General features: G+C 73.0%; 30 protein-coding genes and 1 pseudogene. 21 read left to right on the top strand and 10 right to left on the bottom strand.

The annotated features are described in order from the left end of the window. Positions 1-281: pseudogene (locus DN069_RS39785) on the top strand (MFS transporter); the annotation flags it as partial. A gap of 7 nt (positions 282-288) precedes the next feature. Here the strand turns inward: DN069_RS39785 and DN069_RS42755 are convergent. Continuing rightward, positions 289-726 (bottom strand): ADP-ribosylglycohydrolase family protein, encoded by a 438-nt coding sequence (locus DN069_RS42755; RefSeq protein ID WP_424556237.1) that lies wholly within the window; start codon positions 724-726, stop codon positions 289-291. Continuing rightward, on the bottom strand, positions 723-1001 hold the full coding sequence (locus tag DN069_RS42750; protein WP_424556236.1) for an ADP-ribosylglycohydrolase family protein: 279 nt from the start codon (positions 999-1001) through the stop codon (positions 723-725). Before DN069_RS42750 ends, DN069_RS42755 begins: the two co-directional genes overlap by 4 nt. A gap of 193 nt (positions 1002-1194) precedes the next feature. On the opposite strand from DN069_RS42750, the gene DN069_RS02385 reads away from it, so the two are divergent. From DN069_RS02385 to DN069_RS02365, 5 genes are read left to right on the top strand one after another with little or no spacing between them, the layout of a single operon-like run. Further along, entirely contained in the window at positions 1195-2529 is a 1335-nt protein-coding gene (locus tag DN069_RS02385) for a helix-turn-helix domain-containing protein (RefSeq protein WP_481557181.1), read from the top strand. Next, positions 2522-3250 (top strand): toll/interleukin-1 receptor domain-containing protein, encoded by a 729-nt coding sequence (locus DN069_RS02380; protein ID WP_111498998.1) that lies wholly within the window; start codon positions 2522-2524, stop codon positions 3248-3250. Before DN069_RS02385 ends, DN069_RS02380 begins: the two co-directional genes overlap by 8 nt. Next, positions 3247-5190 (top strand): nSTAND3 domain-containing NTPase, encoded by a 1944-nt coding sequence (locus DN069_RS02375; RefSeq protein ID WP_111498996.1) that lies wholly within the window; start codon positions 3247-3249, stop codon positions 5188-5190. The genes DN069_RS02380 and DN069_RS02375 overlap by 4 nt, the downstream gene beginning before the upstream one ends. 37 nt (positions 5191-5227) lie before the next feature. Beyond that, positions 5228-6235, top strand: coding sequence for a hypothetical protein (locus tag DN069_RS02370; protein ID WP_111498995.1), 1008 nt, complete (start codon positions 5228-5230; stop codon positions 6233-6235). Continuing rightward, entirely contained in the window at positions 6236-6661 is a 426-nt protein-coding gene (locus DN069_RS02365) for a hypothetical protein (RefSeq protein ID WP_111498993.1), read from the top strand. It begins immediately after the preceding gene. 11 nt (positions 6662-6672) lie between these two features. Here the strand turns inward: DN069_RS02365 and DN069_RS02360 are convergent, their stop codons facing one another. Continuing rightward, positions 6673-7761 (bottom strand): hypothetical protein, encoded by a 1089-nt coding sequence (locus tag DN069_RS02360; protein ID WP_111498992.1) that lies wholly within the window; start codon positions 7759-7761, stop codon positions 6673-6675. A gap of 185 nt (positions 7762-7946) precedes the next feature. On the opposite strand from DN069_RS02360, the gene DN069_RS02355 reads away from it, so the two are divergent. Beyond that, positions 7947-8186, top strand: coding sequence for an SGM_3592 family protein (locus DN069_RS02355; RefSeq protein ID WP_111498990.1), 240 nt, complete (start codon positions 7947-7949; stop codon positions 8184-8186). 17 nt (positions 8187-8203) lie between these two features. On the opposite strand, the gene DN069_RS02350 is transcribed toward DN069_RS02355, so the two are convergent. From DN069_RS02350 to DN069_RS02330, 5 genes are all read right to left on the bottom strand, one after another. Next, positions 8204-8953 carry an ABC transporter permease gene (locus DN069_RS02350; protein ID WP_111498989.1) on the bottom strand — a complete coding sequence of 250 codons (750 nt, stop codon included), beginning with the start codon at positions 8951-8953 and terminating at the stop codon, positions 8204-8206. Further along, complete coding sequence (locus DN069_RS02345) at positions 8950-9936, bottom strand: ABC transporter ATP-binding protein (RefSeq protein ID WP_207892020.1); 987 nt, start codon at positions 9934-9936, stop codon at positions 8950-8952. Before DN069_RS02345 ends, DN069_RS02350 begins: the two co-directional genes overlap by 4 nt. 19 nt (positions 9937-9955) lie before the next feature. Continuing rightward, positions 9956-10171: a type II toxin-antitoxin system antitoxin gene (locus DN069_RS02340; RefSeq protein ID WP_111498987.1), complete on the bottom strand. Its 216-nt coding sequence runs from the start codon at positions 10169-10171 to the stop codon at positions 9956-9958. Positions 10172-10179: 8 nt separating this feature from the next. After that, complete coding sequence (locus tag DN069_RS02335) at positions 10180-11043, bottom strand: SPFH domain-containing protein (RefSeq protein WP_111498986.1); 864 nt, start codon at positions 11041-11043, stop codon at positions 10180-10182. A 107-nt stretch (positions 11044-11150) separates the two neighbouring features. Continuing rightward, on the bottom strand, positions 11151-11450 hold the full coding sequence (locus DN069_RS02330; RefSeq protein ID WP_133259809.1) for a hypothetical protein: 300 nt from the start codon (positions 11448-11450) through the stop codon (positions 11151-11153). 181 nt (positions 11451-11631) lie between these two features. Here DN069_RS02330 and DN069_RS02325 point away from each other — a divergent pair, with 181 nt between their 5' ends. Further along, entirely contained in the window at positions 11632-12414 is a 783-nt protein-coding gene (locus DN069_RS02325; RefSeq protein WP_243638845.1) for a response regulator transcription factor, read from the top strand. Then, positions 12411-13880, top strand: a complete 1470-nt coding sequence (locus DN069_RS02320) for a HAMP domain-containing sensor histidine kinase (protein WP_111498983.1) — start codon at positions 12411-12413, stop codon at positions 13878-13880. Before DN069_RS02325 ends, DN069_RS02320 begins: the two co-directional genes overlap by 4 nt. Before the next feature lie 273 nt (positions 13881-14153). Here DN069_RS02320 and DN069_RS39780 read toward each other — a convergent pair whose 3' ends face one another. Next, positions 14154-14462 carry a hypothetical protein gene (locus DN069_RS39780; RefSeq protein WP_111498982.1) on the bottom strand — a complete coding sequence of 103 codons (309 nt, stop codon included), beginning with the start codon at positions 14460-14462 and terminating at the stop codon, positions 14154-14156. A gap of 9 nt (positions 14463-14471) precedes the next feature. Between DN069_RS39780 and DN069_RS02310 the strand changes: the two genes are divergently transcribed. The 7 genes from DN069_RS02310 (at position 14472) to DN069_RS42290 (ending at position 21080) form a co-directional block, all read left to right on the top strand. After that, positions 14472-15476, top strand: coding sequence for an FAD:protein FMN transferase (locus DN069_RS02310; RefSeq protein WP_111498981.1), 1005 nt, complete (start codon positions 14472-14474; stop codon positions 15474-15476). Beyond that, a complete protein-coding gene (locus tag DN069_RS02305; RefSeq protein ID WP_111498980.1) occupies positions 15473-16201 on the top strand; it encodes a ferric reductase-like transmembrane domain-containing protein in 729 nt (242 codons plus the stop codon). The genes DN069_RS02310 and DN069_RS02305 overlap by 4 nt, the downstream gene beginning before the upstream one ends. Beyond that, complete coding sequence (locus tag DN069_RS02300) at positions 16198-17562, top strand: NADH-ubiquinone oxidoreductase-F iron-sulfur binding region domain-containing protein (protein WP_243638844.1); 1365 nt, start codon at positions 16198-16200, stop codon at positions 17560-17562. Before DN069_RS02305 ends, DN069_RS02300 begins: the two co-directional genes overlap by 4 nt. A gap of 6 nt (positions 17563-17568) precedes the next feature. Beyond that, a complete protein-coding gene (locus DN069_RS02295) occupies positions 17569-17793 on the top strand; it encodes a ferredoxin (RefSeq protein ID WP_111498979.1) in 225 nt (74 codons plus the stop codon). Positions 17794-17949: 156 nt separating this feature from the next. Continuing rightward, the gene (locus DN069_RS02290) at positions 17950-18552 is read left to right on the top strand and encodes a hypothetical protein (RefSeq protein ID WP_111498978.1); all 603 of its coding nucleotides are present in this window, start codon (positions 17950-17952) and stop codon (positions 18550-18552) included. A gap of 315 nt (positions 18553-18867) precedes the next feature. After that, entirely contained in the window at positions 18868-19716 is an 849-nt protein-coding gene (locus tag DN069_RS02285; protein ID WP_111499048.1) for a peptidoglycan recognition protein family protein, read from the top strand. 107 nt (positions 19717-19823) lie between these two features. Continuing rightward, entirely contained in the window at positions 19824-21080 is a 1257-nt protein-coding gene (locus tag DN069_RS42290; protein WP_111498977.1) for a phosphodiester glycosidase family protein, read from the top strand. A 15-nt stretch (positions 21081-21095) separates the two neighbouring features. Here the strand turns inward: DN069_RS42290 and DN069_RS02275 are convergent, their stop codons facing one another. After that, positions 21096-21887, bottom strand: a complete 792-nt coding sequence (locus tag DN069_RS02275) for a class I SAM-dependent methyltransferase (protein WP_111498976.1) — start codon at positions 21885-21887, stop codon at positions 21096-21098. 92 nt (positions 21888-21979) lie between these two features. On the opposite strand from DN069_RS02275, the gene DN069_RS02270 reads away from it, so the two are divergent. The 5 genes from DN069_RS02270 to DN069_RS02250 all read left to right on the top strand — a co-directional run bounded on the left by DN069_RS02270 (position 21980) and on the right by DN069_RS02250 (position 26360). Next, entirely contained in the window at positions 21980-23386 is a 1407-nt protein-coding gene (locus tag DN069_RS02270; protein WP_111498975.1) for an MFS transporter, read from the top strand. Then, positions 23383-23937 carry a TetR/AcrR family transcriptional regulator gene (locus DN069_RS02265; RefSeq protein ID WP_111498974.1) on the top strand — a complete coding sequence of 185 codons (555 nt, stop codon included), beginning with the start codon at positions 23383-23385 and terminating at the stop codon, positions 23935-23937. Before DN069_RS02270 ends, DN069_RS02265 begins: the two co-directional genes overlap by 4 nt. Positions 23938-23998: 61 nt before the next feature. After that, complete coding sequence (locus DN069_RS02260) at positions 23999-24343, top strand: hypothetical protein (RefSeq protein WP_133259807.1); 345 nt, start codon at positions 23999-24001, stop codon at positions 24341-24343. Between the two features lie 83 nt (positions 24344-24426). Further along, the gene (locus DN069_RS02255) at positions 24427-25056 is read left to right on the top strand and encodes a hypothetical protein (protein WP_133259806.1); all 630 of its coding nucleotides are present in this window, start codon (positions 24427-24429) and stop codon (positions 25054-25056) included. A gap of 221 nt (positions 25057-25277) precedes the next feature. Beyond that, positions 25278-26360 (top strand): ABC transporter substrate-binding protein, encoded by a 1083-nt coding sequence (locus DN069_RS02250; RefSeq protein WP_133259805.1) that lies wholly within the window; start codon positions 25278-25280, stop codon positions 26358-26360. The last annotated feature ends 2 nt before the right edge of the window (positions 26361-26362 follow it).

The raw sequence follows: 26362 nt of genomic DNA, 5'->3' as shown, positions 1-26362 counted from the left end.
AGACGGGCTCCGCGACCCGCTTCAACCCCCTGCTGCGCTCCATCGGCCCCCCCTTGTCCGCGGCGGTCGTCGGCGTCGTCCTGTCCCACCTGACCACGGGGTTCGGCCCGGTGGCCCTCCCGTCCCTCGTCGGCTTCCGCACGGGCATGGTCATCGGCTGCGCCGTCTCCCTCACCGCGGCGGCGGTCGCCTCCTCCATCCCCCTCCGCCGCGCGGCCCCCCCCCCCCCGCCGACCACCCCCACCACCGTCCCGGCCGCCGACCACCGCTCCGCGGCCTGAGCCCCGCTCAGGCCCATGCGGTCCAGGCGGGGAGCGGCTCGGTCGCTTCCCGCCAGGCCGGTGGGATCCCGTCTACACCCACGCGCGCCGCGACGATCCCGCCGACGATCGCACACGTGGTGTCCACGTCCCTGCCGACGGACGAACACGCCCACCGCGCGTCCTCGTACCGCTCCAGATGCCGGGCGGCGCACCACAGCGCGAACGGCACGGTGTCGGCCGCACTCACGTGCCGCCCGTTCCCGAGCCGATGCGCCGCGTACTCGGCGTGCGGCTGACCGAGCAGCGTCAGCGCTTCCACGACCCCGCTCCGGACCCGCCCTTCGGGCGTCCACTCGATGGCGGCCCGCAGCAGGTCCTCCCCGCTCCCACCGCCCACCGCCACCCCGGCAGCGAGGGCCACGGCGATCGCCCCGGCGGCCGCCTCGGGGTGGGTGTGCGTCACCTCCGCCGACAGCCGCGCCTCTCGCGTCGCGCGCGCCGGATCTCGGGCGAGTCGAAGTCGTGCCGCTCGGCGAACGAACGGGCGAGCACGTCCTGGTCCACGCCCGAACAACGGGTCAGCACGTCGACGACGGAGCTGGCCATCTCCGTGTCGTCGGTCCATGACCAGGGGCCCACCGGCAAACGCCGGGCCCGCAGGGTCTCTCGGTTGTCGGGAACGAAGAACTGTGCGCCGAAGGCGTCGCCGGTGGCGAGGCCGCGCAGCGAATCACGCATCGCGGAAAAGCATCCCCGGCATCCTGCCCGCTCCCCCGCCGCCCCCGCGACCGGTTTCGGACGGCCGACCTTGGCTCACGGCCGTCTCGACAAGATCATGACAGTCCGGTTGCCTACCAAGTGGAAACGGGAAACCACGATGCTCGCCTTGTTCGTGTAGGGCCGGTCGTCGCACCCTGGTCAGCGGCACCGACTGCCGGACAGGCGCAGGGAGGCACATGTGGCATGGCAGCCGGGCGAGTTCGGGCGCGAGTTGCGGCGTCTGCGGCTCGCCGCCGGGCTGACGCTGGCCGGTCTCGCAGCCTCGGTGCACTACAGCAAGGGGCAGCTGAGCAAGGTCGAGCGAGGCCTGAAGTCCCCCAGCCGCGACTTGGCGCGCCTCTGTGACGCCGCCCTGGGCGCGGACGGTCTGCTGCTGGACCTTGCGGCAGCTCCGCCGCCGGCGGAGCTGCCCGTCCCGGAGGAGCGGGAGGAGGAGGTGTGGTCGATGGAGCTGTCCCCGGACGGCACGAACTCGTTCCAGACACTGAGCCGCAGGCAGGTCGTCGGCGCCGGGATCGCATCCGCCTTTGGAGTCCGGTTCGGCGGCGGCCCGCAAGCGTCGACGGCCGCCCAAGCGCAAGCGGTCCTCGAGGCGTCCAGGGTGGTGCTCGGCCAGCACCGCACTCTCGGCCAGACGGTGAGCCCCGACTTCCTGCTGCCGACGCTCATCGCCCAGACCCACACCCTGCGGGAGCTGGCCGCCGCCACGGACGGGCCGTTACGGCGGGGATTGCTGCAGTTGGGCTCCCGCTACGCCGAGTACGTCGGCTGGCTGGTCCAGGAGACCGGCGACGAACAGGCCGCCCTGTGGTGGACCCAACGCGCCGTCGCCCTCGCCGGCGCCGGTGGCGATGACGACCTCGCCGCCTACGCGCTGGTCCGGCGGGCGCTGGTGACGCTCTACCGGGAGGACGCCGCCCAGACCGTGGCCCTCGCCCAACAGGCCCAGTCTGCCCGGGTGCCGAAGCGCATACGCGGTCTGGCCGCGCAGCGCGAGGCGCAGGGCCACGCACTGGCGGGCGACGAACGCAACAGCCTGCGCAGTCTGGAGCGGGCGCGCGACTTGCTGCAGCGCGCCGCCCACGAGACCGAAGGCCCGGTCCTCGGCACCCGGAACCTGACCGACCCGGCCGCGATGATCCACGGCTGGTGCCTCCACGACCTCGGCCGCCCGGCTGAGGCCGCGGAGGTGCTCGGCAACCAACTGCGAGGAGTGCCGCGGAACGCGCTGCGTACGCGCGCCCGCTACGGAGCGCGCCAGGCTCTCGCCCACGCGGCGGCCGGCGACATCGACCAAGCCTGCGCGCTGACGCGCGAACTGCTGGGGTCCTTCCCCTCCGTGGGCTCCGCGACCATCGCGGCGGACCTGCGCAGGCTGGCCCGCGTGCTCGCGCGGCACCCACGCAACGTCGCCGTGCGCGAGCTGACGCCCGATCTCACCTCGTCCCTGCACCTGATCGATCCCCGGGGAGTGACGCATGCCTGACGTCTTCATCAACTACCGCACCGGCGACGGCGAGAAGACCGCCGCGCTGATCGAACGCGAGCTGTCCCACCGCTTCGGCGGCGACCGCATCTTCCGCGCGTCGAAGTCGATCCGTCCGGGCAAGCAGTTTCCCCGCGAGCTGCTCAACAACGTGCGGGCCTGCTCTGTGCTGCTCGCCGTGATCGGCGACTCCTGGTTCGACGTCGGATCGGTGTACGACGAGGACGACTGGGTCCGCCGAGAGCTCCTCGCCGCCCACGAGGCCGGCGCCACGCTGCTCCCGGTCCTGGAGGGACGCCGGACTGACCGTCTGAGCGTCGAGGACTTTCCCTCTGAACTGCAGATACTCGCCGACACCCAGTCGCTCCGCCTCGACCTCCAGGACGCGGATGCAGGCTTGCGCCGAATAGGCGACGAACTCGCCGATCTCGTGCCTGCATTGAGGCGAGCGGACACTGCGGCAAAGGCTTCGCCTGCGGATACCGGCAGCGTGCAGAACACCATCGAGCGCGCGAGCGGTCCGACCGTGCAGGCACGCGACATCACCGGCGATGTGACCAACACCGTGATCAAAGGCAACCGAGGTCCGCTGCACACAGGCAGAGGCGACATCAACCAGTTCTCGGGCGACGGCGCCTTCATCGTCCGAGGTGGCAAGAACCGGGGTCGGATCGGAAGCACATTCAACGGTCCGCGTCGGACCCGGGACGACGAGCGGTGAGTGACGTCCACCGAGTAGACATCTCGGATACCCATGGCCTTATACACAACGGCCCCGGCCACCAGTTCTTCCTCAACTTCGCCGAGCAGGAAGCCCGCGACGGACAGAGCCGACCCCCGCGCAAGGTGGCCGAGGACGACCTGAGCTGGCTCCGCCAACGGTTCGTGCCTCCGGGGCACCTCGGCAAGGCCCGCGAGGTCCTGACCGCCGAACATGTGGTCATCGTGCGCGGGCCGGAAGGCAGCGGCCGGACGTCCGCCGCCCGCATGCTCCTGCACGAGGTCCGGGCGGAAGTCGGAACCTTCTACGAACTCGCTGCCGAGGACGACGAGACAGAGCAGGCCCAACTGCTGGCATCAGTGGAAGTCGACTCGAAGGACCGGCTGCTGCTCGACTTCACCAGTGCCGGGGAGCGATTCTGGCCTGCTATCCAGCCCCAACTTGCAGAGTTCCGCGAGATCATCCGGTCGCATCAGGCACACCTCGTGATTGTTCTCCCTTCGACGGTGACGGGACCGCTCCCTGACGGGTTGGGACGCTTCGAAGCCGAAATCGAAGCGCCGCTCCGAAGTCTGGTGCTACTCAAGCATCTGCGCGCGGAGGGTCTGATCCCTGAGGGCGCCACTCCCCCGGTGCTGCGGGCGTTCCTCGACCGGATGCGGCCCATGCGCGAGGTCGCCGATCTTGCTGCGCTCATCGCCAAGGCGCGGGATTCCGAGTCGGTCGACGGCACGTTCGAGACGTGGTGCGCCGCCGCCGTCGCCGCGGCCGGGGATCGCGCCAAGGAGGTGGCCGACTTCGTCGCCAGGCTTCAGGACGGGCCGCAACGGGCGCTCCTGCTCGCCGTCGCGATGCTGCACGAAGCGCACAGCGACGCCGTCCACCGCGGAGCCGCCGCCCTGCTGACAGCGCTGCGCCATCCACCGGAGGAACGTCCCGTGCTGGAACGCAGGGACCTCTACCAGCGGCTCCTCGAAGTAGGGGCCCACACCAGCCGGGACGGGTGGGTGCGGTTCGACGACCTCGGCTTCGACCAAGCGGTCCGCCGCCACTTCTGGAGCTACCTGCCCGAAGCACGCGATGGTCTGTTTGCGTGGGTTCGCGATGGGATCAAGGCGCCGGAGCTCTCTGACGCGGACCGGAGTGAGATCGTCGCGCGCTTCAGCGAGCAGTGTCTGAGCACCGGGGACCAGAAACGCCTCTGCGATCTGGTCACCGCCTGGGCCGATTCCAGCGACATCCCCCGGATCCACGCGGCGCGCGCTCTCCAGCACGGCCTCGACAACGAGCAGCACAGCGGCTTCTTCCGCCGACGCATCTATCTGTGGTCCCTCGAAAGGCAGGAGCCCGGTCTGACAGACGTGCTCGTCAACGTCTGTACTGACGTGCTCGCGATCCGCTATCCGGACCAGGCCCTGGTCCGGCTGCATCATCTGGCCCGACGGCAGGAGAGGCACGTCAGCGCGAGGAGCGCGCTGCTCCGGCTCGCCACCGATGACCGCCGGCTCTACCGGTTGCTGATGAGCCGTCTGGGTGCTGCTCCCATCGGCGCCTGGCCCGAAGACACCGCGCTCTTCCTCATCCTGGCTGACCCTCACACGTTGACCTCGTCCGAGAGCGGAAGCCGGCCTTTGCTCGCCGAGTCCGGGCTCCGGAAGGACCTCGCGCTGGGATGGCACCGGGCCTTCCTCACCGGCGAGTACCCCGCGTGGAATGCCGTGGTGACGCAGTGGTTCGACGTCGCGGCCGAGAACGAAGCCTTCCTCGATCCCATCACGGACACACTCGTCGCCGGCTGCGACGGCCGCGTCGAGCAGCTCGGGCGGCTCTACACGGCCGGGCGGGACTGGGCTCGCGGGGCCGACCCGACCGCACGACTGACCGTCACGGCCGCGCTGCGACAGAAGATCGACGCCGCCCAGGGCTACTCGGCCGCCTGACCCAGGCGCCGTTCATTCATCATCCAGGAGGCACCTCATGACGTCCGGCTGCAAGACCGTGATCGCATTTCTCACGGTCATCTGTGGCTTGCTGTTCGCCGTCGTCGACCTCGAGTCCCACTGGCCGCTGTGGACGTGGCTGGCGTTGTTGGCTCTGGCGGTCGGCGTGCCCCTGCTGTCCACCCTAGTGGCAGGGCGACGGCCGAATCCGGTGCCCGTCGAGATGGCTCCCATGCTGCCCGTGGTCCCGGTCGAGCGCCGGGATCAGCGGGTGACGCGGGTGGCGCTGCCGAGCTCCTCGGAGGACTACGACTTCCTGTTCTCCGCGACCGTGCGCTGGAACCCCAGTGGCGAGCGGTCCGAGGAACCGATCCTCAATCCGGCGGGCCTCGCCATCGACGCCATCTTGGAGCGGGCACGAGCGATCACCGAGAAGCGGGATCCCCACCGAGCGTCCCTCGTCCAGCACGAACTCAATGGCGCACTGGGCCGGATGCAGCGCGACGACACCAAATTCCTCGACGTCATGGCCGAGTCGGTCACACTCACGCTCTCCGACCAGGACCAGGAGCGCCTGGACAAGCTCGCGGCTGTCCGCAAGGACAAGGCCGTGTGGGAGCACGAGCGCAAGTACGAGCAGAGTCGGCGCGAGTACCTCGGCGAGGACGTGCTCAAGGACACCGGCAGTGCCGTCGTCTGGTGGCTGGCCAGGAACGACGACCAGGTCGAGAAGACCGTGAACGACATCGGCCTGCTCACCCAGCTCTCCTCGGCAGCGCAGAACGCGGAAGTACCGTCGCAGTTCCGCCGCTTCGTTCCCTCGCTGGAGGAACCCATGGAGGCAACGGTCTACGCCGAACCTCGGCCTGCGACCGCGACCGAACTTCTCGAGTCCCTCCTTCGAACCGAGGGGATCGGCGACGACGATCCGGGCCTTCCGCTCCTCTGGGCCCGCTTCTCCGACGTCTTCGAGGCCCATGGCCGGACCGACATCGCAGACGAACTGCGGCACCGCTTCGAGCCCTTCGACACTGAGGAGGAATGAATGGACAAGGAAATCGAAACCCTCGCCGCTTCTGCGGCGACCGCCATGGTCGGACTGATGGTCACGGACTCGTGGAAACACGGCAAGGCGAGGTTCGGCAAGCTCTTTGCCCGGCGCAACTCCCGTTCCGTCGCGGCGGACCTCGACGAGGCGCAGGCCGAACTCACCGCGGTATCCGCAGCAAGCCGGCCCGAGCTCGCGGCGGACATCGAGGCCGAGTGGCGGGCCCGGTTCCAGCGACTCCTCCGGCGGGATGCAGCCTCGGCCGACGAGTTCCGGGCCCTACTCGCCGACCTCGGGCCCGGCCCGCACCCGGCGGCCGTTCACAACACCATCCACGGCGGCGTACGCGACAGCCCCGTCGTCCAGAGCGGCCGGATCGGAGGCAACGTCACACTGGGGGGTCCGCCCCCGCACTCAACCTGACCTGCGGGCCCTCAGCCCTTCGCGGCGGCGATCGCGGCGCAGGGCGGGTCCTGCTGGGTGGGGTGGAAGCCGGAGAGCAGGGCCAGGAGCGGGGCGTCGCTGCGGGGGTCGAAGTCGGGTTCGTCCTGGCAGGGAATCAGCTCGGCCACGGCGTGGCGGTCGACCGTGAGCAGGCCGCCGCCGTCCATCAGGATGGTCTCCTCGCGCAGATCACGGTCCAGGATGTAGCCGGTGACGGCCACATGGCCGTCGGCGAGGCGCTTGACCGGGTACCTGGCGGAGCCGGTGCAGGCGCCGGGGGTGCCGGGGGCCTGTGTCATGCAGGCGGGGGCGCTGTTCAGTTCGACGACCTGGGCGGGAAGCCACATGCGGTCGTTGGTGACCAGGTAGACCCAGAAGACGAGCACGATCGCCGGCACCAGCAGGTACACCTCGGGCCGCGAGGAGGCGTAGAAGCGCAGGATCGCGTCGCAAAACGCCGCCGCGCGGTCCGCGGCGACGTGCAGCAGCCGACGCGGACTCCGGGGCCGTGCGCTGCGGAACCGGTCGGCCACCCGCTGCAGCAGCTCGTAGCCCAGCCAGCAGACGGCCTGACCGGCCAGCACCCAGGCGAACGCCCGGGCCACGTCCACCGGCCACGGGCTGGGGTTGCCCCAGTCGAGGACCTCCTCGGGGTACAGACATCCCACCGAGGCGAGGAGGACCAGCAGCAGCACGCCCAGCCGCGAACCGGCCCACCGGGTGTCGCGGCGTCGGGAGGGATCGCTCCGCCGCCTCATCCGGGGCCAGTACGCCCGGCAGAAGACGTAGAGCGACGCTGTGGTCCCCAGCACCCCGATGGGCTTGGCGAAGGTGCCCACGAGCACGGCGCGCACGTCGAGCGTCTGCACCAGGGTGAGCATCGTGGCGCCGTCGCCCTGACCCATGAGGTAGACCCGCATGGCGGCGACGGCGAGTGGGACCAGCCCGAGGAAGAAGACCAGCTGCTTGCGGATCGCGCCCGCGCCGGGTATCACGCCTTCGGTCCGCGGCTCCCGCTCGGACTCCTGCTCGGACTCCTCTTCGTCGTCCTCGGCCACTTCCACCAGCGAGTCAGCCACCGCATCCCCCGGATTGTCAACAGCCCGCCGAACCATAGTGGCTGACGATGGCTCACCTGCGAAACCCGACAACTCCGATGTGCCGGTAGCGAGGACGGCGAACCGCTCTCACACGGTCTTGACATGCGATGTTGCACACTGGGCCCATCGTCGACCCTTCGGGGCGGGACCGAGCAGGAGGACGCATGCGGGAGGACGGTGGGGCCACCGACGACCGAGCTGCCCACGACTGGGCCGCCGACGACTGGGACGGCGTGGTGCTGGACGAGAGCTTCGTCCGGGGCGCGGACCAGAAGGAGCCGTCGGCGCGGGCGCGGATGCTCGCGGCGCGGTGGCGGCGGGAGGCGCCGGAGCCGGAGCCGTGGCGGGCGGACAAGCCGCCGGCGGGGTGGTTCTTCGGACGCCGGCGGCGGCGCTGGAGGTAGCGCCGCCGTGCGGGGCGTCAGGCGGCCTTCGCGCCGGTGAGCAGGCGTTCGCGGCGGAACAGGGCGGAGACCACGCGCCAGGCCAGGATGTCGATGACCAGCAGGCCGAGGCCCAATCCGACCGCCACGGTGACGGTCGGCTTGATCACGTCGAAGCCCACCAGCGTGGTGATCGCCAGCGGCGGCAGGCTGGCGAGGGTACTCAGCTGCTGCGCGACACGGACGTCGCCGGTGCGCGTTGAGATGGCGATGCCCGCCCAGATCGACCAGCCCGCGATCAGCGGAGTGAACAGGAGCTGCGCGAGGATCCGCGGTGCCTCGAAGATGTCGTGCACGACGTTCTCGTGCGCGAACCCGCCGACCACGCCCAGGAAGACCCCGTACATCGTGTAGGAGATGACGACCGCGGGCAGCAGCGCGGCGAGCGCCTTGCCGATCAGGAACTCGCCCGCGCGGATCGGGGTGGTGAGCACCGGTTCGAGGGTGCCCTGTTCGCGTTCTCCGACCACCGAGTAGGAGGCGACGACCGCCGGCACGAAGGCCGGGACGAGCATCAGGTAGAGCGCCGAGAGGCCGACCGAGGCGTCGAGCTTGGAGGCGGGGGCGTCCGCGGGCAGCTTGAAGAGGGTGATCATCGGGCTGACCATGAACACCACCGGCAGGATCGCCATGGTGACGGCGATGAACCGGTTGCGCCGGTAGTCGTTGATCTCCTTGCGCACCAGGGCCCGCACCCGGATCCAGCTGAGACCGTTCTTCGCGTTCATCGGGTCCGCGCCTCCACGTCCTCTTCGATGAGCTGCAGGTAGACGTCCTCCAGCGAGTGCCGCGAGGGGCTGAGCGCCAGCAGGTCCGCGTCGGCGGCGACCAGGGCGCGGGCGACGGCGGGGGCCGCGAGGTCCGGGTCGGTCACGGCGAGCACGTAGCCGTCGCCGGAGGAGGCGGGGTGCCAGCCCTCCACGCCGGGCAGCCCGGCGAACACGGCGCCCGGATCGGCCACCGGCTCGCGCGTGGTGACCTGCAGGGTCTTGGCGAAGAGCTGTTCGCGCAGCTCGTCGGGGCGGCCGATGGTGCGCAGTGTGGTGTTCATGATCCCGACGCGGTCGCACAGCGCCTCTGCCTCGGCCAGGCGGTGGGTGGTCAGGAAGATGGTCACGCCGCGCCGGCGCATGCCGTCGATCAGCTCGTGGACGTCGCGCGCGGCGAGCGGGTCCAGGCCGGAGGTCGGCTCGTCGAGGAAGAGGATCTCCGGGTCGCTGAGCAACGCGCGGGCGAGGCCGACGCGTTGGCGCAGGCCCTTGGAGAGCGAACGGCACGGGTCGTCGGCCCGGTCGAGCAGGTTGACGGCGCGCAGGGCGCGCTCGATGCGGGCGCGCCGGTCGTCGAGCTCGTACAGGCCCGCGAAGAAGTCGAGGTTCTCCGCGACGCTGAGCCGCAGGTAGAGGCCCGGCGCCTCCGGCATGACCGCGATCCGGCGGCGGATCTCGACGCCGTTGGCGCCGGTCAGCGGCAGGCCCGCGACGGTCGCGGTGCCGGAGGTCGGCGCGAGCAGGGTGCCCAGGGTGCGCACCGTGGTGGTCTTGCCCGCGCCGTTCGGGCCGAGGAAACCGAAGACCTCGCCGTAGGCCACCTCGAAGCTCACGTCCGTGAACGCCGTGCGTTCCCCGAAGCGTTTGGTCAGTCCGTCCACGACGATCGCGGGCCCGGTCGGAACCGCCCCAGCGCCCGTCGTGGCACTGTCTCGTTTCACCGTCACAATTAAAGTGATATCACTTTTCCTCCTCCGGGTCCACGGCCTTGGGCGGGCGGCCTCGTCGGGGCAGGCCGCCGACGTTGTTCGGCAGCCGCCCGGCGTCCGCGAGGGCGCGGCGCAGCAGCAGCTCGATCTGGGCCGTCGTGCTACGCAGCTCGTCCCCGGCCCACCGGGCCAGCGCGTCGTGCACCGCCGGATCCAGCCGCAGGAGGATGTTCTTGCGTTCCCCCACGGTTCCGCCTACTGGTAGAGGGTGCCGGTGTTGACGACCGGCTGGGTCGCGGTCTCACTGCACAGCACGACGAGCAGGTTGGAGACCATCGCGGCCTTCCGCTCCTCGTCCAGCTCCACCAGGTCCTCCTCGGTGAGCTGTTCCAGCGCCATGCGGACCATGCCGACGGCGCCCTCCACCACCCGGCGGCGCGCGTCGACGACGGCGTCGGCCTGCTGGCGGCGCAGCATCGCCTGGGCGATCTCGGGCGCGTAGGAGAGCCGGGTGATCCGCGACTCGACCACCCCCACGCCCGCCAGCGTGACGCGCTGCGCGATCTCGGCGGACATCCTCGAGGTGATCTCCTCGGCGTTCTCGCGCAGGGACAGCCGCTCCTCGCCGCGCGCGTCGTAGGGGTAGCTGCCGGCGATGTGCCGGACGGCCGTCTCGGCCTGGGTCGCGACGAAACGGACCACGTCCTCGACCGAGTAGACGGACTTGGCGGTGTCCTCCACCTGCCAGACCACGACCGCGGCCATCTCGATCGGGTTGCCGTCCGCGTCGTTGACCTTCAGCGTCGCCGTCTCGTGGTTGCGGATCCGGGTCGAGACACGCTGGCGCTTGGTCAGCGGATTGACCCAGCGCAGGCCGGTCGCCCGGATCGTGCCCTCGTAGCGGCCGAAGAGCGACACCACGCGCGCCTGCCCGGGGGCGACGGCCGTCAGGCCCGACAGGACCAGGGCGCCGACCACGATCAGGACCACCCCGACCGCCCGCGCACTCGACACCACCGCGGCCCCGACCGCGATCAGCGCGACCGCGGCCAGCAGGCCGACCACCCCCGTCACACTGCGCGCCACCCGCTCGCTGATCGCCGCCGCCACCCCGTCCATCCGGACCGCCTCGCTTCTCGGTTCAGCCCGACCGCGCCTGCGCGCCGGGCAGCCAACAGCTCCATTATAGAGATATCACTTTTAGGAGCCGCCGGCCGCACGGCCCGTCAGGAGGCTCCCGTGGAGGTGTGGCCGCCACCGGAACCGGCGCTCGGCAAGGACGGGGCTTGAGCGCCTCCCCCACCCGTGTACTGCGTGACGCCGCCCCCGCCGCTTCCACCGCTTCCGCCGTCGAAGGCATGCGAGGGGAGGAGCGAGGCGAGATCCGGGAGCGCGTGCGCGTAGCCGAGGCCCAGGACGAGCGCGGACGCGGCGGAGCCGACGAGAGTCCACTTGGTGACCCCGCGCACGCGGCGCAGCCCCGCACTGCGGCGCTCGTAGGGCCCGGACGGAAGGGTTGCTGACATGGCGACCTCCCCGAGGGAGCGTGGTCGGCCGGAACGCGGAACCGCAGGACTCCGGCCCTGCCTCCAGTGTGGGTGAGGGGGCGTCAACCGCCGGTACGGATCCCCTTCAAATCCGGTTAAGATCCGCCGCCGAGGCCCGCCGGGGCAAGGTCCACGCCTGCGCACGTTCTAGGCTGGGGCAATGGCGGCAATGGCACAGGTCACCGAGACGGCAGCGGCGAGCGCGACCCTGTCCGTCCTGGTCGTCGAGGACGACCAGGGCATCGCTGACTCCCTCGTGCGCGGGCTCACCCGCGCCGGCTACGCCGTGCGCTGCGCCGGGACCGGCGCTGAGGCGCTGGCCGCCCGGCCCGTCCCGGACGTGGTGCTGCTCGACCTCGGGCTGCCGGATCTGGACGGCGTCGAGGTGTGCGGCCGGCTGCGCCGCCAGTCCGACGCCGCGATCATCGTGGTGACCGCGCGCGGCGAGGAGGCGGACCGGGTCGCGGCCCTGGACGAGGGCGCCGACGACTACCTGGTCAAGCCGTTCGGCCTGGCCGAGCTGCTCGCCCGGCTGCGCGCCGTGCTGCGTCGCACCCGCCCGAGCGGCACCGAGCTCATCGTGCACGGCCCGCTGACCGTGGATCCGCGCACCCGCCGGGTCACCGTCGGCGGTCACGAGACGGCGCTGACGCCCAAGGAGTTCGACATCCTGCACTGCCTGGCCGTCGATCCCGGCCGGGTCGTCACCCGGCAGGAGATCCTGGAACGTGCCTGGGACGCGCACTGGTACGGGCCGACCAAGGTGCTGGACGTCCATGTGGCCGCGCTGCGCCGCAAACTGGGCGTGGCCGGACTGGTGGAGACCGTCTACGGCCGCGGCTTCCGGCTCGGCGACCCCGCCGAGCTCGGCGAGGCGCCCGAAAACGAAGAGCCGGAGCACGGCGACCAGGACGGCGCCGGCGCTCCGGACGCCCGGCCGTGACGCGACGGATCGCCCTCAGTGTGGGGGCGCTGGTGGTCGCGCTGCTGGTGCTGGCCGTCGTCCCGCTGGGCATCTCCATCACCGACCGCGAACACGACTCCTTCCGCGAGGAGACCGCCGCACGGGCCCGCGCGGTCGCCTCCGCCGCCGAGGAGCACCTCTCCGACAACAAGCCCGACCAGGAGGCCGCCGAGCAGGTCGCGAACGCGGGACAGCACGGCGACTGCGCGCTCGTCTACGACCGGCACGGCACGCTGATCCTCTCCACCGCCTGCCAGGACAGCGCGCTGCCGCCCTCGGCGGCCGCGGACGTGCTGCGCGACGGCCGGCCGCAGACCGGGCAGAACGGCGACCGGCTGACCATGGCCCTCCCGATCGGCGACACGAACCCGCCCGCCGGCGTCCTCATCTACTCCAGGCCGACCGACAGCCTGGACCAGCAGCTGCTGACCGTCTGGGGCTGGCTCACCCTCTGCGCGCTGGGCGCGCTGGGCGCGGCCCTGTTCGTGGCGAACCGGCTGGCCCGCTGGGTGGGGCAGCCGCTGGTCGCGCTGGACGGCGCGGCCGCGCGGCTGGGCGAGGGCGACCTCGGCGCCCGCGCCACGGTGACGAACGGCCCGCCGGAGGTGCGGCGGCTCGCGGCCACGTTCAACGCCATGGCCGCCCGGACCGAGAACCTCATCCACGGGCACCGCGCCGTCATCGCCGATGTCTCGCACCAGCTGCGCACGCCGCTGACCGCGCTGCGCCTGCGGCTGGACCTGCTGGCCGCCGACGCGGAGGGCGACACCGCGCAGGAGCTGGCCGGGGCGCAGGAGGAGATCGCGCGGCTGTCGCGGATGGTCGACGGTCTGCTCGCGGTGGCCCGCGCTGAGAACGCGGTGCCACGGCAGACCTCGGTGCGGCTGGACCGGGTGGTCGCCGACCGGATCGCCGCGTGGGAGCCGGTGGCCGAGGAGCGCGAGATCGGCTTCACCGCGCGCGGCCCGGCCGGGCTGACCGCCTCGGTGGGGCCGGGCGATCTGGAGCAGCTGCTGGACAACCTCTTCGCCAACGCGCTGGAGGCGGCGCCCGCGGGCGGGCGCGTCGAGATCCGCACCCGGCGCGACCCGGAGGGCGCGGGCGTCGAGCTCGCCGTGGTCGACCACGGGCCGGGCATGGACGCGGCGGCGCGGGAACGGGCCTTCCGGCGCTTCGACACCGGGCGGGAGAGCGGGACGGGTCTGGGGCTGGCCATCGTGCACCGGCTGGTCACCGCGAACGGGGGCCGGGCGACGCTGGAGGAGACCCCGGGCGGCGGTCTCACCGTGCGGCTCTCGCTGCCTGCGGGCCCGGCGGAGACGCGTCCGTTCCGTCGCGAGCGCCGGCCGCAGCGCGGTGAGAGGAGCGCCGAGAAGAGCGGCGAGAGGGGCAGCGAGAAGAGCAGCGGCCCGGCGGCCGACGGGGACGCCCAGAACACCCCATAACCGGCCGAACGGGTGATCCGCGTCCGCGCACCGATGCTTACCGGTTCTTAGTAAGTCCTGAACCGAAATCCCGGGACCCGGTTGTGCAGTCTGGTCACACCCGGCACGCTGTGTGCCGCCACCGACCGGAGGAGACGCCAGGATGGACTCGCCCGAGCAGCCCGCCGCCCGGTCCCGCGCACACCGCCGTGACCGCTCCGTGCGCCGTGTCGGCAGCGCGACCCGCTGGGTGACCGCCGCGGCGGCGGTCGGATCCGTCGCGCTGGCCACCGGCTATGCCCAGGCCTCCACCACGAGCGGCTCCACCACCGGCACGACGACGCCGAGCCCCTCACCCTCGACGCCGTCGGCCACCCCGTCCAAGACCGCCGCCGGCCAGTCGGCCTCGCCGAAGCCGTCGGTCACGCCCTCGCAGGCGCCGACCACGCACCGCCCGTCGGCGCCCCCCACCCACGCGTACGTGCCGGCCCCGGCGCGCACCACCGCCGCGCCGTACGTGCCGCCGACCCCGGTCGCGGCGCCGCCCACGACCGTCGCGCCCCCGCCGCCGGCCCCGGTGCCGCAGCCGACCCACACCACCACGGGGGGCTCATGAGCACCCCTCACCATACGAGCGAGCGCCGGCCCGCGCCCGAGCCGGGGCAGGCGAGCTTCCCGGTGTTCGGGACCACCGCGCATCTGCTGGTCACCGATCCGACCCGGATCGCCCCGGCGCTGCGCCTGCTGCACACCGAGCTGGCCGCGATCGACGCCGCCTGCAGCCGCTTCCGCAGTGACTCCGAGCTGTCCCGCACCAATCTGGTCGCCGCGGCCGCCGGAGCCGGCGGCGCCGCCGTCGTCGTCGGCTCGCTGCTGGCCGAGGCGCTGGACGTGGCCTGGCAGGCCGCCGCCGAGAGCGGCGGGCTGGTCGACCCGACCGTCGGCGCCTCGGTGATCGGCCTCGGTTACGACCGCACCTTCGCCTCGATCCGCCCCGAACAGCTCGGTTCCCCCGCGACCTCCCCCGCGCCGGGGTACCGCAGCGTCGAGTGGGACTCCGCGCGCCGCCGGCTGGTGCTGCCCGCCGGGGTCGCGCTCGACCTCGGCGCGACCGCCAAGGCCTGGGCCGCCGACCGCGCCGCGCGGCGGATCGCCGCGGCCGTGCGCTGCGGCGTGCTGGTCAACCTCGGCGGCGACCTCGCCGTCGCGGGCGAGACCCCCGAGGGCGGCTGGCGCGTCTCCGTCGCCGACGACCACCGAGCGCCCGCCGCCGACTCCCCCGTCGTGGCCGTGCACGGTGGCGGCCTGGCCACCTCCGGCACCGCCGTGCGGGCCTGGCAGCGCGGCGGGCAGCGCCTGCACCACATCGTCGACCCGCGCACCGGCCGTAATCCGGCCGCCTGCTGGCGCACCGTCAGCGTCGCGGCGGCCTCCTGTGCGGCCGCGAACACCGCCGCCACCGCGGCCATGATCCTCGGCACCGAGGCGCCGACCATGCTGCGGCACGCCGGCCTGCCCGCCCGGCTGGCCCACGAGGACGGCGGCGTGGTCCGCGTCGGCGGCTGGCCCGAGGACGCGCCCGCCGGCGGCCCACCGAACCACCGAGGTGCCGCATGACCCCCACCACCGCCCTGCTCGCCGCGAGCACGGCGCCGAGCCCGCTCTGGTACGCCACCCGCGCGGGCGGCACCGTCGCGCTGGTGCTGCTGACGCTCACCGTCGCGCTCGGCATCGCCGTCGGCGGACGCCACGCGCCGCGCAGCATCGCCCGGTTCGAGATCACCAACTTGCACCGCAACCTCGCCGTGCTGACCCTGGTCTTCCTCGCGATCCACATCGTCACCGCGATCCTGGACACCTTCGTCCATCTCGGCTGGTGGATCACGCTGGTGCCGTTCACCTCGGGCTACCGCACGCTGTGGCTCGGTCTCGGCACGGTCGCCTTCGACCTGCTGCTGGCCGTCTCGATCACCAGCGCGACCGCCGGGCTGCGCCTGCGCATCGGCCAGCGGCGCTGGAAGGCGATCCACTGGCTGGCCTACGGCTCCTGGCCGATCGCCGTCTTCCACGCGGCCGGAACCGGGACGGACACCAAGGACACCCTGCAGCTCGCGCTCTACCTCGGCTGCCTGGGCGTCGTGGTGCTCGCCGTTTGGTGGCGCCTGTTCCGCGCCGGACCGGGCCACACCCCGGTCCGCGTCCTGGCGGGCCTGGCCACCCTGGCGGTGCCGCTGGCGCTGGTCGCGTTCCTGCACGTCGGCCCGCTGGCCCCCGGCTGGTCGCACCGCGCGGAGGGCCCGGCGCCCGTATCGGTGCCGCTGACGACGGGAGTGCCGCGATGACCGCCGAGAGCGTCCACGAGTCCACCCGGCCGATGCCGGCCGTCACCACCGACGGTTCCGCGCCCGGCCCGCACGGGACGCGACTGCTGGCGGGCTGGTTCACCACCGGCCGCGCGGCCGACCTGACGGACCATCTGGACCGGTTCGGCCCGGCCCCGCTCGACCGGGTCGCCCGGCGCGGCGACTCCTCGGCGCTCGTCCGCGCCGTCGAGGAGGCCGGCCTGACCGGTCGCGGCGGAGCCGCCTTCCCCACCGCGCGCAAGCTGCAGGCGGTCGCCGACGGCCGCGGTTCCGCCGTGGTCGTCGCCAACGCCATGGAGAGCGAGCCCGCCAGCGCCAAGGACGCGACGCTGCTGCAGCTCGCGCCGCACCTGGTGCTGGACGGGATCGCGCTCGCCACGCAGGCGGTGGGCGCTCGCGAGGCGCACCTGTGCGTGGCCCGCACCCGGCAGGACCAGGTGCACGAGCTGCGCGCGGCGCTGGCCGAGCGCGAGCGTCACCGTCTGGACCCGGTGCCGGTCCAGCTGCACGAGCTGCCGCACCACTACGTCTCCAGCGAGGAGAGCGCGCTGGTCGCCTGGCTGAACGGCGGCGACGCCCGGCCGACGGCCACGCCGCCGCGCCCGTTCGAGAAGGGCGTCGGCAAGCGTCCGACGCTGATCGACAACGTGGAGACCCTCGCCCAGCTGGCACTGATCGCCCGTTACGGCCCGGCCTGGTACCGGGAGGCGGGCGCGCCCGACGCGCCCGGCACGACGCTGGTCACCCTCGGCGGCGCGGTGCGCCACCCGGGCGTCTACGAGGCGCCGATGGGCGCGGAGCTGGGACGGCTGCTGGCCTACGGCGGCGGTCCGAGCGAGCGGCTCTCCGCGGTGCTGGTCGGCGGCTTCTTCGGGAGCTGGCTGCCGGCCGCGACCGCGCTGCCGGCCCGGTTCACCAAGCAGGCTCTGGCCGAGCTGGGCGCGGGTCCCGGCGCGGGCGTGCTCGTCGCGCTGCCCGAGCGGGCCTGCGGGCTCGCCGAGACCGCGTCGGTGCTGGGCTTCCTGGCCCGCAACGGCGCCCAGCAGTGCGGACCGTGCCGGTTCGGGCTCCCGGCGGTGGCGGAGGACTTCGCCGCGCTGGCCCACGGCCGGCTCGACGCCGACGGCCTGCACCGGCTGGAGCGCCGGGTGGGCCTGCTGGCCGGCCGCGGCGCCTGCCGCCACCCGGACGGCGCCTCCCGGTTCGCCGCGACCGCGCTGCGGACCTTCGCCGCGGACGTCGGGCACCACCTGCGCTTCGGTCCCTGCCCGGCCGTCGACCACCCGCCCGTACTGGACGTGCCGACAGGCCCGGTCCCGGGCCCCGACGAGTGGAGGTGATCCCCGATGGCACTCACCCGATCGCGTGACCTCTCGCTGCGCCTCGACCGGATCGCCTGCGAGGGCCACGGCGCCTGCGCCGAACTGCTGCCGGAGCTGCTGTCGTTGGACGAGTGGGGCTTTCCGGTCGTCCACTCGGCCGAGGTTCCGCCGGAACTGGCGGCGCACGCGCGCCGCGCCGTCGCGGCCTGCCCGGTGCTGGCGCTGCGGCTGGACCGGCGGCCTTCCTGACCACCGGGCCTGACCACCGGGCCTGACGACCGGTCCGTCCGGGCATTGTGCCCGTGCGGTACTGAACGAGTTCTTAGTCACCGATCATGCAGACTCTCCGCACGAGTTCCGAGCCCTGCCCGCAGGGCCCTGCGCACCGCCCGGAAGGAAGCCCCGGTGATCACAGCTCCCGCCGCCGTGTCCCGTCAGGAGCAGCGCCAAGCGCGCGGACCGGAGGGGAACGAACGGCTGACGGCCGCCACCGGCACGGTGCTGCTGGTCCTCTTCGCCGTCCAGGGCCTCACCATCCTGTCCCTGACGCGGCTGCTGACCGTGCACTTCTTCGTCGGCCTGCTGCTGACCGGCCCGGTCGCGCTGAAGATCGGCTCGACCGGCTACCGCGCCTACCGCTACTACACCGGCGCGCCCGCCTACCGACGCCAGGGCACGCCCGCGCTGCCGCTGCGCCTGCTCGGCCCGATGGTGGTGCTGCTGTCCACGGCGGTGCTGGCCACGGGCATCACGCTGGCCCTGCTCGGCCGCAGCGAGCCGGCGAGCCAGGTGCTCTTCCTGCACAAGGCGTCGTTCTACCTCTGGCTGCTGGCGATGGGCCTCCACGTGCTGGTGCACCTGTGGCGGCTCCCCGGCCTGCTCGGCTCCGAGCTGCGCCGTGACGCGGTGGCCGGACGCGGCCGACGATGGGGGCTGCTCGCCGCGGCGCTCTGCACCGGACTCCTCGTCGCCCTGGCGGGCGTGCACCTGGTGAACGGCTGGCGCTGAGCCCCCCGGGGGCGGACCGCAGAGGGGGGGGGTGACCCTCGCCGCACGACCCGCCACCCTCAGCGACATGATTTCCGCAGGCCGGCGGGGGTACGTGGTCACTGCGGGGACTCCGCTTTGAGCGGCCGGAGCCCCGTGTCGCGAGGCATGGACAGGTGAACTCGCGACTCCTCACCCGGGGTGTCGGCGACGTGGGTGTTCCGGCATCCCGGGCGACGGGCCCGGGATGCGGGCTACGTCGAATGGCCGACGGGGACACGACACGCCGATCACCCGTCGACGCCCGACGCGACAATCATGCTTATCTTCGTGCCCATGCACGTCGAACGGCGGCTGATCCTGCGACGGGCAGCCCAGATCACCCTGCTCGGCGGCGTCACCGCGGCGCTGGCCCGGGCCTCCGCGGCCGTCGGACCGGACCGGGCCCCCGCACGGGTCTGGACCGACCCGGTGGGCCTGAAGTGGGTCGCCGCACAGCCCGCGATCGTCCGCCGCGCCGACTGGGACACCGTCGCGCCCACCCGCCCGCTGCCGCCGCCGCGTTACGCGGACGTGGTGAAGGCGGTCTTCGTCCACCACACCGACAGCGGCAACGACTACGGGCTCGCGGACGTGCCCAGCATCATCTGGAGCATCCACGACGACCAGACCGGCCGGCGCGGCTGGGACGACATCGGCTACAACTTTCTGGTCGACCGGTTCGGCACCGTCTACGAGGGCCGGCACGGCGGGGTGGACCGGCCGGTGATCGGCGCGCACTGCAGCGGCTTCAACCAGCGCACCGCGGGGATCGCCGCCATCGGCACGTTCACCGACGGCGCGTCCCCGACGCCGGCGATGCTGCGGTCGATCGCCGCGCTCGCCGCCTGGAAGCTGAGCCTGCACGGCGTCGCCGCCCAGGCCTCCACGACGCTGACCTGCAGCGACTCCGACAGCCGCTACCAGGCGGGCAGCCGGGCGGGCTTCGCGGTGGTCTCCGGCCACACCGACGCCGACTGCACCTACTGCCCCGGCTCCACCCTGTACGCGGCGCTGCCCGGCATCCGCCTGGCGGCGGCGCGGATCCAGCAGTCCAGCGACCACCCGGTCTTCGGGAGCACGGCGCCGGTGCTGCAGCCCAAGCCTTCGGGGAGCGGCTGCCCGCACGCGCCTGCGTGCGGGTGATTCACGGCGCGGGCGCGTGACGGATCGTCATGACTGGTGATGCATACACATTGTCAGATGATCCGATCCACACCGAGTCCGCCCCGGCCGGCTCCGAGGGAATCGCCATGACCGACCACGACGCGGACGTCCTCCCCGACGCCCCCGCCGATCCCACCTCCGGCTCGGCCGCCTCCTCCGCCTCCGCCCTCGGGCGAACGCGCCGACGGCGCCGTCGGCTGCTGCCGTGGAAGCACAAGCGGGATCTGACGCCCTCCCAGCGCCGGCGCCGGCGGCTCGTCACCCGCAGCGCGCTGGCGGTGGGCCTGGTCTGCGCGGGCTGGCTGGGCTGGTCGATCGGCCAGGCGCTGACGTACCCCGGCCGCGACGGCGTCGAGGCCCGCCTCGCCGAGTGGGGACGCGACCACCACCTGGGCCTGATGATCAACCAGCTGGAGGACTGGCAGTACGCGCTGAACCCACCGCGCGTCGGCGGTTCGCTCTCGGCGGCGGAGCTGGCCCGGATGCGGGCGACCCAGAGCGCCGTGCCCGGCGGCCCGGTGCCGCTGCGCGCCCCCATGCCGACCAGCATCAGCCCGCGGCTGCCCGGCGAGGGCGTGTGGCGCACGCTCGTCAGCTACCACGGCCTGCCGCTGGTCCAGGGCACCTATGTGCGCCCGGACGCCGAGCACTCCTCCTACGAGGCCGCGGTGGCCTGGATCAGCGCCGCCCACGCCACATTCTTCCTGCACCCCGGATTCCGCGAGCCCGGCGGCTCCTTCGCCGTCCCGCCGACCATCCCCGTCGGGCAGCGCACCGGCCTGATCGCCACCTGGAACGGCGGTTTCCGGATCACCGACGGCACCTCCAAGGGCGGCTTCTACCTCGACGGCCGAACGGATTCCACCCTGCGCGACGGGGCCGCCTCGGAGGTCTTCTACCGCGACGGCTCCATCCGGATCGGCACCTGGGGGCGCGACGTGCGGATGACGCCGGACGTGGTGGGCGTGCGGCAGTGCCTGACGCTGATGGTCGACGGCGGGCGGCTGGCCGGCGACATCGACGTGCCCTACCAGTACGGCTGGGCCTACCAGGGGAAGAAGTACGTCGAGCGCTCCGGCGTCGGCGTGACGGCGAACGGCGACATCATCATGGTCGTCGGGCAGGCGCTCTCCGCCCGGACCCTGGCCGAGCTGATGCAGCACGCGGGCGCGGTGCGGGCCATGCCGCTGGACATGAACGGCGCCTGGCCCTCCTTCATGAGCTACGACGCGTCCGCGAACCCGGCCGATCCGAAGCCCACCAACATGCTCGACTTCGGCGAGGCCGCGGACCGCTACTACACCCAGGCCACCCGCGACTTCGTCGCCGTCTACGCCAAGTGACGCGCCAGACGTCGCTCAGTCCGCCCGGCGACCGACGAGGTGGAAGACCCGGCTGAGCCCGCGATAGGGGTCGCGCCGGCTCGCCTCGAGTTCGACGGCGGCCGTCGCCTGCACGCGCTTCTCGTCGGCCGGGTCCAGCTCGACGCCGCCGAACTCGAGCCAGTCGACGAAGAGCCAGACCCCGTACCACTGCACCGGTTCCACGCCGCGGGCGCGCAGCAACGCACTGACGCCCTCGACCGTGTTGCCCCAGGTCGGCACGCCCAGCACCCCGACCTCGGCCCGGGCGTCGAACGCGGCCAGCGCGTCCTCCCAGCGCTGCTCCATGGCCGGACGCACCGCGCTCGCACGGGCGTTGCCCGCCATGATCGAGACCAGGCCGCCGTCCGCCACGCACCGGCACAGCTGCGCGACCAGCGGCTCGGGGTCCTCCTGGTAGCCGAGCACGCCGTGGCAGAGCACCGCGTCGAAGCGTCGCCCGCCCACTGCGGCCTCAGCGCTCTCGCCGTCCGCCTGGACGAACGTCACCCGCGCCCGCACCTCGGCGGGCAGCCGGTCGAGCCGCCGCCGTGCCTTGTCCAGCATCGCCGCGGAGGAGTCGAGCAGCGTCACCTCGTAACCGGCCCGGGCGAGCGGGAACGACTGGTGCCCGGCCCCGCCCCCGACGTCCAGCACGGTCGCGGGCGCCGGCGGAAGCTGCTCCAGCAGCTGGCGGTGCATCACATAGGTGCGCACCCGCCCCTTCACGGTGGCGTACGCCCCGTCGGCGAACTGGTCCGCCAGCGCGGCCCAGGTGTCTTCGCTCACCCGGCCACCCTACGCTCACGCGCCGCCTTGCATTGGTGAATGGCTATTCACTACGGTAGTGAATAGCCATTCACCAACTGTGGGGGACTCCCGTGACCGCTGTCGCTCCCGCGCGCCCCGGCGCCGCCGTTTCGCCGGATCCGTCCGCCGGGCCGAGGACGCTGGGGGTGCTGGCCTTCTCCGGGGTGGCCGCCACGCTCGTGCAGACGTCGATCGTGCCGCTGCTCCCGTCGCTGCCGCGCCTGACCGGGGCGTCCGCCACCGATGTGGGGTGGCTGGTCACCGCCACGCTGCTGGCCGGCGCCGTCGCGACGCCGCTGCTCGGGCGGGCCGGCGACCTCTACGGGCGGCACCGGATGATGGTGCTCTCGCTCGCGCTGCTGACCCTCGGCTCGCTCGCCTGCCCGCTCACCAGCACCCTGGGACTGCTGATCGCGGCTCGCGCGGTGCAGGGCGCGGGCGCCGGGGTGATCCCGTTGGCGATCAGCCTGCTGCGCAGCCGGATGCCGCGGGAGCGGGTCGGGTCGGGGGTGGCGCTGATGAGCTCCACCGTCGGCATCGGCGCCGCGCTCGGCCTGCCGCTGGCGGCGCTGCTGGTGCAGCGCTTCGACTGGCACTGGATGTTCTGGGCGACCGCCGTCGTCTCCGCCGCGGCCCTGGCAGGCGTCGCCTGGCTGGTGCCGGCCGACGAACCCCCGGCCGGGCGGCGCGACACACGCTTCGACTGGCTGGGCGCCCTCGGACTCTCCGCCGGGCTGACCGCGCTGCTGCTCGCGGTCTCCCAGGGGACGGCGTGGGGCTGGGGCAGCGCCCGGCTGCTCGGGTGCGCGGTGGCGGCCGTCGCGCTGCTGCTCTTCTGGGGCCGCCGCCAGCTACGAACCGGGCGGCCGCTGGTGGACCTGCGGCTGACGGCCCGTCGGGGTGTGCTGCTCCCCCACCTGGCCGCGCTCCTGGCCGGCTTCTCCTTCTACGCCAACTCGCTGGTGACCGTGCAGCTCGTCCAGGAACCGCGCGGCACGGGCTTCGGCCTCGGCCTGTCGGTCGCGGCCGCGGGGCTGTGCCTGCTGCCGAGCGGGCTGGTCATGGTCGCCTTCGCGCCGGTCTCGGCGCGCTTCTCCCGGGCGCGCGGCCCGCGCGCCACGCTGGCGGCCGGCAGCGCGGTGATCACCCTCGGGTACCTGGTGCGGATCGCCGACAGCCGGGCGCTGTGGGCGGTGCTGGTCGGCTCCGCGGTGGTCTCCGTCGGCACCGCACTGGTCTACTCGGCGCTGCCGCTGCTCGTGATGGCCGCCGTCCCGGCGGCGGACACCGCCGCCGCGAACGGCATCAACGTGCTGATGCGCACGGTCGGCCAGGCGCTGTGCAGCGCCGCCGTCGCCCAGGCGCTCGGCAGCGGCACGCTGAGGGGTTATCAGATCGCGTTCGCGCTGGCCGGAGCGGTGGCGCTGATAACGTGCGCGGGCAGCACCCTGCTCCGTGGAAAGGACGGCCCGGCATGACGCGCCAGCGGGACCCCGAGGCCCGACGCACCGCCATCCTCGACGCGGCCCGCTACTGCTTCGGCCGGCACGCCTACGCCGACACCACGATCGGCGCGATCGCCGAACGGGCCGGCGTCAGCGCGGCGTTGGTGATCAAGTACTTCGGCAACAAGGAGCAGCTGTTCCAGCGGGTGTTCTCCTTCGCGGACGACGCCGCGGCCCTGCTGGACGCCCCGCTCGAGGAGCTCTCGCAGCACATGGTGCTGCACGTGCTGGCCGTGCAGCAGGGCGAGGCGCGCGACCCGATCCTGCGCATCGCCTTCTCCCGCCAGCACGAGGACCGGGGTGCACAGGCCCGCGCCGACTTCAAGACCTCGGTGGTCGACGGCCTGGCGGCCCGCCTCTCCGGCCCGGACCGGGCGCTCCGTGCCGAGCTGGCGGTCGGCGTGCTGCTCGGCCTCGGCGCGCTGCTCGCCATGGTGCAGGCGGACGCGCTCACCCGGCTCACCCCGGACGAGGTCGTCGCCCGCTACCGGCCGCTGCTCGATCCGCTGCTGTTGCCCGCCTGAGCCGGGGCGGATAATCCCTCCGAGGCAGGCGGGCCCAAGGCGAGGGAGAGGTGCGGAACGGGTGTTCGGCGGGGGTTTCGGTATCGCGGGGATGTCGCTGCGGGGTCGACTGGCGCGGGTGCGCCGGTGGCGGTGGCGGTTGGCGCAGCTGCTGGTCGCGCTCCCGGGGGTGCCACTGCTCGGCCAGGACTGGGGCGGAGCCGGTCCGGTCAACTCCGACCAGCAGAAGTTCTGGCACGACGGCTCGGCACCGTTCCTGGTGCTGGCCGCCACCCTGCCGCTCTGGCGGGCGCCCGAGGAGGGCCTTCCGGACGCGCTGCGGCTGCGCGACCTGCATCGGCGCGTCTGCCGGCGCGCCTCGGTCCTGCTGCTGCTCGGGGCGTGCGGCGCGCTGGCGTTCAACTAGTGGTCCCACTGGCACAACGCGCCGGGAGCCGCACACACGGCCGCCGGTGTCGGCCGGGACCTGCTGCTGCTCGCGCTCGTCCCGTGGCTGCTTTGGACCCGCTGCTGTGGCTGCTCTGGCCCGCCCCGATCCGCCGGGCGGTCCGTGCGGCGCGCACCGCGGAGGCGCTGTACCGGCCCAAGCCGTTCCGTCGGCGCTACGTGCGGTTCGTCCCCGACCCCGTCCCCGGCGGCATCGCCGACTTCGACGCGGACCTGGGCGCGTCGGGGCGCCCACGCCCGACGCTCCACAAACCCGCGGGCGCCCGCTCCGCGGGCAAGTGCACCGCGCCTTCCCGGGCCCGCCAACGCCACAAGGGGCCCTACCTGCACTGGGACGGCGAGACCCTGGTCGCGGGCGACGCCCGGGGCCGGGTCCGCGTCGTCCCGCTGGCCGACGACGACCACCCGGACGGCGTGGCCGAGCTGGTCTGGCTCACCCCGCAGGACCGACTGCTCCACCTGGACCGTGACGGCTATCTCCTCGCCCGTTCCCCCCTGGGCCTGCACGCCCAACCCGGCAACCTCGCCCAGCTCGCCGCCGCGGCGGGGCTGACCTTCAACGTGTACGCGCTGAGCCACTGGGCCGAGACCCGCACCGAGCAGGCCGCCCTGTTGTTCCCCCGCCGGTGGCCCCGGCTCCGTCGTTTGCGCAAGCGCCTCGTGCGGCGCTGACCAGGCCGTCCACGGCCCCCGATCGGCCCCTGCCCGTCCCCGGCGGGGGCCGATCGTCGTGCCCACAGGCGGGACCGCTACGCTCGCCCGGCCCACGGCCGGCGAGCGCGTCCGCCTGTTCGCCACGCGTTCATGCGCGGTTGGCCGGAGTCCGCTTCTCCGTTTGGCCCGTTGCTCCACGGTTCTAACCACTGTTACTTTTTACATGTGCTGGAGCGAACATGTCTCTTCGAACCGCTGTGGGCGCGCGTAGACGGATGGTCGGCGTGGCCGCCGCCGCAGGGCTGGTGATGGCCGTGGTCTCGGCGTGTGGATCAGGCCAGAGCTCCGCCTCGGGCGGCAACGACGTCGTCGCCGCCGGGGCGCCCGTGCCGCTGGTGGTGTACTCGGCCCAGGGCTACGACCAGGCCATGGTGACCGCGTTCCAGAAGGCCACCGGCATCCCCACCAAGCTGGTCGACGACAGCACCGGTCCGCTGCTGGCGCGGGTCCAGGCCGAGCGGGCCAACCCCCAGTGGGGCGTCCTCTGGGTCGACGGCGACGAGGCGTTCGCCGCGCTGGACCAGGCGAACATGCTGGTCAAGGGCTTCCAGCCGGACGCGCAGCTGAACGCGGCCGGTCAGGCCGTCGTGCCGAAGGACCACAGCTACGTCCCCACCGGGCTGACCGTCACCGCCGCGCTGGTCTACGACTCCGCCAAGACCCCGAACCCGCCGACCAGTTGGCAGGACCTGCTGGCCCCGGCGTGGAAGGGCGCGATCGGCATGAACGATCCCGCGGTCTCCGGCCCGACCTACCCGTTCGTGGCCGGCATGTTCGACCAGCTCGGCGGCGACAGCCAGGGCCAGGCGTTCTACAGCTCGCTCAAGTCCAACGGCCTGCACGTGTTCCAGACCAACGGCGACACCCTGCACGCGCTGCAGACCGGCCAGATCAAGGTCGCCCTGATCCAGAGCTCCGCCGGCATCGCCGCCGGGATCAAGGACAAGGCCATCAAGACCGCCTACCTGCCCAAGGTCACCTCGCTGCCGAGCGTCATCGGCATCGACGCCAAGGCGTCCGCGCAGGAGCGGGCCGAGGCCGAGAAGTTCGCGACCTTCGTGCTCAGCGCCCAGGGCCAGAAGGTCATGCTGACCGGCGACCGCAACGGCGACTCGCTCTACTGGCCGATCGTCCAGGGCGTCTCCCCCGACCCGGAGCTGCCCGCGCTCGACTCGGTGCCCACCCAGGCGATCGACCCCTACGTCTGGGGCCCCAAGGAGGGCACCGTCAACACCTGGTTCACCAACACGATCGTCCACTGATC

Origin of the sequence: Streptacidiphilus pinicola (genome assembly GCF_003258295.1) — a bacterium.
Lineage (GTDB): Bacteria > Actinomycetota > Actinomycetes > Streptomycetales > Streptomycetaceae > Streptacidiphilus > Streptacidiphilus pinicola.
The sequence above is the reverse complement of the archived record's forward strand: the minus strand, read 5'-3'. Positions and strand labels throughout refer to the sequence as shown.